The following is a 6,958-nucleotide window of genomic DNA, read 5'->3' on the forward strand; positions in this document are numbered from 1 at the left end:
GTTTTGGGGGATTTGAGTTTGGTTATATATTTGTGTCCGCGCAACGAAGGCGCGGGGAAATGGAGGAAATTATGAAATATTTACAGTACTTCTCAATAAATGGATTATCAAATTCACGAAGAGAGACTTCATCTAGAATACGCTGCTTCTCCTTTGATAAAAAATCCTGGTAATACCACTTCTCTAATGTAATGAATATGGTTGCATGCGCTTCATAGACATCAATTACTTTCATAATAAAATCATCAGACTCTATATAGTCTTTGTCTTCTATTCTATCTAGATAAGTATATTTAAATAGATTAAAATATATTTCCTTTAAAACATCATCCTTAGAACGATAATGGAGATAAAATGCCTGCCTCGACACATCAGCATTATGACATATCTTTCCTATTGTCAGATCTTCATAATCACTCTCCTTTAGTAATTCCACAGTGCTTTCATAAAGTCTTTTTTTCGCTTCTTTTTTCATATCGTGATCCGCCTTTAATTCAATTTTACCTTATTTTAAGGCAATAAAAAAGCATCAACTCTTTTGGAGTTGAAACTTTTCGCTTTATATGTCAAATTTGACATTTATTTGTTTTGAAAAGCTCTATCATCTATCTCTATCACATTCCAAAACAAAGCATATCCATCTTTACCGCCACTATTAGCCCAGGCACTTTCTTTGTGTATTTCTCCTCGAGGACTCCAGTCATATTCATCATCAACACAAGATTCTATATCAATATTCATAGAATTAAAGCTCTTAGAAGCACTCTCATACAATGCCTTCACTGCTTCAGCGTGTGTTTGAAATAGTCCTTCTACTTCAATGTTTTCTCCATTTTCATTGTCTCCATAAATGACTGCATACATAGTAACACCTTCTTTCTTCTTTCATTATAGTTCTTTTACTTGTAACTGTTAAATAATAAGAAAAGTAATTTCTTATAAACATAATATTACTGTACTTATTTACACAAAATTATGCTAGAATGCATGTATATCATAACTAGGAGAAGAATATGAAAATAACAGATTTGATGAGTAAAGAAGCCATCAAGATTCATGGACATGCCTCTAGCAAGATGGATGCAATTGAACAAATGGTATCTTTAATGTATAGACAGGGTAATGTCTCTGATAAAGAAGTATATAAAGAAGCAGTTATAGAAAGAGAAAATCTTTCTACTACAGGTATGGTAGATGGTATTGCGATTCCTCATGCAAGAACAAATGCGATTACTCAAGCAGGTATTGCGGCAATGACACTACCTGAGGGTGTAGATTATGAGTCTATGGATGGGCAGCCTACGACTCTTATTTTCTTGATTGGGGCACCGGATAATGGCGAAAATTTACATTTACAGGTATTAAGTGAATTATCTACATTACTTATGGATCATGATTTCTGTGAAGATTTAAAGAATGCAGGAACACCTGAAGAATTCTTATCTATTATTGATTTAGCACAAAGTGCTAAACATGAAGCAGAAACAGTAGAACATCCAGAAGTCTTAGCAGTCACTGCCTGCCCTACAGGAATTGCACATACTTATATGGCTGCAGAAGCATTAGAAAAGAAAGCTAAAGAAATGGGTGTATCTATTAAAGTAGAAACACAGGGTTCAGTAGGGGTTAAGAATGAACTCACTCAAGAAGATATAGAAAACGCAAAGGGTGTTATTATTGCGGCTGATAAGAATATCTCTTTAAACCGTTTTAATGGTTTACCACTTTATAGTTGTCCTGTGGCAAGAGGGATTGATGAACCAGAAAAGCTTATTCAGATTATCTTAGATCAACGAGTACCAGTCTATAAGGGTGAAAAAATAAAAGTAGAAAATAATCAGGAAAAGGGATGGCATATTCCTTATAAACATTTAATGAATGGTTTCTCTCATGCTTTACCTATTCTAGTGGCTGCAGGGTTTATGAGTGTATTTGCACTTGGTTTTACATTTCTTGAACATACACAGTACTTTGATATTTTGAATGTACTTGGAAATATTCTCTATTTATTTGTTTTACCTGTATTTTCAGGCTATATTGCGATGAGTATTGCGGATCGTCCAGCCTTAGGACCAGGACTAGTATGTGGTTATATTGCCTATAGTGGTTTTTCATTAAATTGGACTTATAACCCATATGACGCTCTAGCAAACTCATCAGGCTTCTTAGGAGCTATAGTAGGAGGTTTTCTTGCTGGATACTTAGTACTTGCAGTAAAAAGATTGTTTAAGAATATTCCTGATATGTTTGATGGTATTAAACCAGTTTTACTTTATCCAGTATTAGGTATACTTGCATCTGGTATAGCGATGATAGTACTTAATACATATTTAGTTAAGTGTCATACACTCATTATCGATCATCTCTATGATCTGCCTCTTATTTCAGTCGTTATTATTGGTGCATCACTTGGTGCGATGATGTCTATTGATATGGGTGGACCTATTAATAAGTTTGCTTATCTATTTGCGAATGCTTTAGTCTTTACTCAAGCCCCTAATTCAGATGTGATCATGGCTGCTGTAATGGGTGCTGGTATGATTCCACCTCTTGCGATTGGTTTCTCTACACTTATATTTAAGGAAAGATGGACTCAAGAAGAAAGAGGTACTACTTTAAAGAATATTATCATGGGCTTATCATTTGTATCAGAAGGGGCCATTCCTTTTATGAAGAAGGATCAAAAGCACATCCTACCTGCATGTATCTTAGGTTCATTCATTACAGGCGCATTATCTGCATACTATAAATGTGGTATAAAGGTACCTCATGGTGGTATCTGGGTGATCTATCTCATGACTAATCCATTTAAGTATGTCATAGCACTTCTAGCTGGTACAATTGTAGCAGGTCTTATTATTACATTTACACACAAGTCTGAGAATTAACTCAGGCTTTTTTGACGTAAAAAAAGAGGCGCCTTGGCACCTCCCGCGATTGCAGGCTTCACGAGTATCTGCAATCTAATCACAAAAGTAATATAAAACTATATGGCACAGTAAGTCAATTATTATGAAAAAGAAAAAGCACAAAAGTTTAGATGGACACAAGAAAAATTTTACATTTTACGTTTCTCATGGAGGTATAAGTAAAAACTTTATATAATTAAATAAATGAGGTGAAGCAATGAATAAATTATTACTATTGCATGAATTACTTAATATGGTAAATAAAGACAAGTGGGCTGAAATATATAATACAGACCATTATTTCAATATAAAACTATATGATTATAATTCTTTAGAGGATTATCGAGAAGCAATAGAAGATTAAGGTGATACTATGGGAAGAATATCAACACTATTTCAAACAATTAAAGATCTAAACAAAGATCGATGGGTCAGAAAATATAATTCTCATCAACGATTTTACGTTGATGTAGATTGGTATAATACTGAAGAAAACTATTTAAATGCACTACGTGATGATTGGAAATCTGAAGCAGATCCATTTGATGAATGTGATTATTATGTTGATGTAACTAAATATGATAATTTTGAAGACTATGAAAAAGCAGTTAATATATGTTTAGAACACCTTGAATGGATTGAAGAAGTATCTAGATATGGTGACTTTGATATTGATCCACAAAACTATAAAAATGAAGATACTTATCTAGATGCTCTAACAAAGAAAATAAAAGAGAAGTATGATCCTGAAAATGAATTTTATTGTATTGATCCTCTAGATTATGATTCACCTGATGAATATTTTTATGAAATAAGTGAAAGAATACATTGGTTAGAACTATATGATCCAAATCATCAATATCCTGTTGATCCAAGTGAGTTTAGTGATGAAGAAGACTATGTAGAAGCTGTCAATGAGTGGAAAGACTATGTTGCAAGTCTTGATGCAGAATTAGATGAAGAAGTTTTAAAGTCTGATGATATGGATGATTATCGCAATAAAGCATTAAAACAAATGTCTAGAAAACGTCCAAACTCTGTTGAGTATCATTTGGATAATATAGTAGAAGTTTCTCAAGAGGGTGATGTATCTGAAGATGATAAAAAATCTTGGGAAGATAAACATAATTTCTATAATTCATTTAGTTCAGTTGATCCTACACAGTATGATCGTGAATTAGATTATCTTGATGATTTACGTAAACAATGGAAAGAATACTATGACCCTTCTGATATGTATGATGTAGATCCAAAGTATTATGATAATGAAGAGGAGTATATGGAAGCTATTAAACAATATATTAAATCCAAGTATAGGTAATATTTCTCTATGTATATTTGTTATAGTTTGACATGTAACATACGCTTACATTTATGATAAACATAAAACATATAAATAAATTTGCTTTTTTCGAAATAAACTGTTGACAAATGAAAATATCAGACTATTATATAAACATACATACGAAACAGAGCGATGAACAAGATACGATTTCTAATCCGCTTCCTATAGAGAGCATCCAGTTGGTGGAAAGGATGCAGGTAATGATTATGGGACCATCCCTTGTGAGCTGTTTTCTTGAAAATAATAGTAAAGAAATCCGTAATTTCTGCGTTAAAGAAATAGCATTCATGGGATGTGAAGTGGTGATGTAAATCACAATCTAAGTGGTACCGCGGAAACGAAGGTTTTCGTCTTAGGCAGGTCATTCTAAGACGAAAGCCTTTTTTATATCTGTTTTATATGTATAAAGTAATTCTGGGGGGAATTTATTTATGAATGGTTTACTTTTACTTGGATTAGCAGCCCTTATCCTAGTAGTAGCCTATCTATGTTATGGTCGCTATTTAGTAAAAACTTGGGGTATTGATCCTAATGCAACAACACCTGCTGTTGCAAAAGAAGATGGCGTAGACTATGTACCAACTAATAAATGGACAGTCTTTGCTCATCAGTTCTCATCTATCGCTGGTGCTGGACCAGTTACTGGACCAGTTATGGCTATGATGTTTGGTTGGTTACCTGCATTCTTATGGGTAGTCATCGGTGGTGTATTCTTCGGTGCTGTACAGGACTTCGGTGCACTTTATGCTTCAGTTAAATCTGAAGGTAAGTCAATGGGTCAGATTATCGAAAAATACATTGGTAGAACTGGTAAGAAATTATTCTTCTTATTCTGCTGGGTCTTCACATTAATCGTTATTGCTGCTTTTGCAGACATGGTTGCTGGAACATTCAATGGTTTCAGTGCTGAAGGAGCTAAGCTTGCACCTAATGCCAGTGCTGCTTCTATCTCTATTCTTTATGTATTTGTTGCTATGGCATTTGGTTTATTATTACGTAAAGTTAACCTTGAAGGTTGGCCAAAAGTTGTACTTGGAATTGTATTAATCGTTGCAATGCTTGCAGTTGGTATCAAATTCCCAGTATATGCAACTAAACAAACTTGGATCTATTTAGTATTCGTGTATATTTTCTTTGCATCTGTTACACCAATGTGGTTATTAAAAGGTCCACGTGACTACTTAACTACATTCCTATTCATCGGTATGATTGCAGCAGCAGTTGTAGGTGTATTTATGAGTAACCCAACTGTTACTGTACCAGCATTCACTGGATTCAAATCAGCTACAGGAAGTTACTTATTCCCAACATTATTCGTAACTATCGCTTGTGGTGCCGTATCTGGTTTCCATTCACTTGTATCTTCAGAAACATCTTCTAAGATGATTAAGAATGAAAAAGATATGCTTCAGGTTGGTTATGGTTCAATGTTGTTAGAATCATTACTTGCAGTATTAGTTATCGTTATCGTTGGTTCATTACCAAACTTAAAACAGACTGGTGTCTTAGATACAGCTCTTGCTAATATGGCTTTAGCTGATACAGCTACACCTTTCACTAAGTTCTCTGCTGGTGTTACTGGCTTAGTAGCACAGCTTGGTTTACCACAGTCTTGGGGACTTTGTATCATGACTATGTTTGTTTCAGCTCTTGCATTAACTTCTCTTGATGCAGTAGCTAGAATCTCACGTATGTCTTTCCAGGAATTCTTCGAAGTAGAAGAAGGAGAAACTCCATCACAGTTAGTATCTGTCTTAACTAATAAATACGTTTCAACACTTATTTCACTCTTTTTTGGTTATTTATTAAGCTTAGGCGGATATGTTAACATCTGGCCATTATTCGGTTCAGCAAACCAGTTACTTGCTGCAATGGTATTAATCTCACTTGTTGTATTCTTAAAGGTTACTGGAAGAAAAGGTTTCATGTTATATGTACCAATGGTATTAATGTTCATTGTTACTATGACAGCTTTAGTGCAGGCTATCTATGCAATTGTAATGAAGCTATTTGTTGCTGGTGGATTTATGATTATGACAGATGGTTTACAGTTAGTTGTTGCCGTATTATTAGTCGCTCTTGGACTTATGATTACTTTCCATTCAACTGGTAAGTTAGTTAATTCAAAAGCTGAATAATTTATACTAAAGTCCCTACATCTAGGGGCTTTTTTTCATGTCTTGAAAAGTGAAAATTTAATCACGGAATAACTTTACACATACTCATATATTTATAAAAAAGGATTATATCGATATAATCATTACACTTAGGATAAACACAAATATTAGGATTGTTCAATCATAAAAATGAGAAATAATGCCAGTTTTGTAATTGTTAAAATCATAAATAACTATAATACTGTTACATATTAAAAGAAATTTACAAAAGGGTATTGACGAGTAAAAAAATGTTTCTTAAAATAGACTTGTGTCTAGAGAGCGGACACAGCAAACTGCCCTAAAGCATGTTCTATAACTAGTCATGTAGAGCATGCTGGTTCCTAGAACCGGGGCACTTTGTTTTATATATTCAGACACGATTCTTAGGAGTCGTGTCTTTTTTCTTATTAAGAAAATAGTTGTCCCTCTTTTGATAAATACTATATAATACCTAAGGTTATTGAGGGAGGAAAGTGTGAAACAAAAATCAATCAAAACGTATAAAAAAAGACAAACTTAAAAACAAGTTTGAATAATTTAGAAAA

At 33.6% G+C, this 6,958-nt stretch carries 6 protein-coding genes and 1 other annotated feature; of the genes, 4 read left to right on the plus strand and 2 right to left on the minus strand.

Annotated features, from left to right (window positions below; translation table 11 throughout):
• Positions 1-22: 22 nt before the first annotated feature.
• Together ABUA27_RS11560 and ABUA27_RS11565 are read right to left on the minus strand one after the other, a co-directional pair.
• Entirely contained in the window at positions 23-475 is a 453-nt protein-coding gene (locus ABUA27_RS11560; RefSeq protein WP_349820752.1) for a TetR/AcrR family transcriptional regulator, read from the minus strand.
• Between the two features lie 104 nt (positions 476-579).
• The gene (locus ABUA27_RS11565) at positions 580-864 is read right to left on the minus strand and encodes a hypothetical protein (RefSeq protein WP_281076060.1); all 285 of its coding nucleotides are present in this window, start codon (positions 862-864) and stop codon (positions 580-582) included.
• A gap of 149 nt (positions 865-1,013) precedes the next feature.
• Between ABUA27_RS11565 and ABUA27_RS11570 the strand changes: the two genes are divergently transcribed.
• The 4 genes from ABUA27_RS11570 (at position 1,014) to ABUA27_RS11585 (ending at position 6,392) form a co-directional block, all read left to right on the plus strand.
• On the plus strand, positions 1,014-2,888 hold the full coding sequence (locus ABUA27_RS11570; protein WP_349820753.1) for a PTS fructose transporter subunit IIABC: 1,875 nt from the start codon (positions 1,014-1,016) through the stop codon (positions 2,886-2,888).
• Between the two features lie 238 nt (positions 2,889-3,126).
• On the plus strand, positions 3,127-3,273 hold the full coding sequence (locus ABUA27_RS11575; RefSeq protein ID WP_349820754.1) for a hypothetical protein: 147 nt from the start codon (positions 3,127-3,129) through the stop codon (positions 3,271-3,273).
• Between the two features lie 9 nt (positions 3,274-3,282).
• The gene (locus ABUA27_RS11580) at positions 3,283-4,230 is read left to right on the plus strand and encodes a hypothetical protein (protein ID WP_317375246.1); all 948 of its coding nucleotides are present in this window, start codon (positions 3,283-3,285) and stop codon (positions 4,228-4,230) included.
• 147 nt (positions 4,231-4,377) lie between these two features.
• Positions 4,378-4,612, plus strand: a binding site (T-box leader).
• Positions 4,613-4,685: 73 nt separating this feature from the next.
• Positions 4,686-6,392, plus strand: coding sequence for a carbon starvation CstA family protein (locus tag ABUA27_RS11585; RefSeq protein ID WP_349820755.1), 1,707 nt, complete (start codon positions 4,686-4,688; stop codon positions 6,390-6,392).
• Positions 6,393-6,958: the final 566 nt, after the last annotated feature.

This window comes from Catenibacterium sp. RTP21428st1_D7_RTP21428_210409, assembly GCF_040227455.1.
GTDB lineage: Bacteria > Bacillota_I > Bacilli_A > Erysipelotrichales > Coprobacillaceae > Catenibacterium > Catenibacterium mitsuoka_A.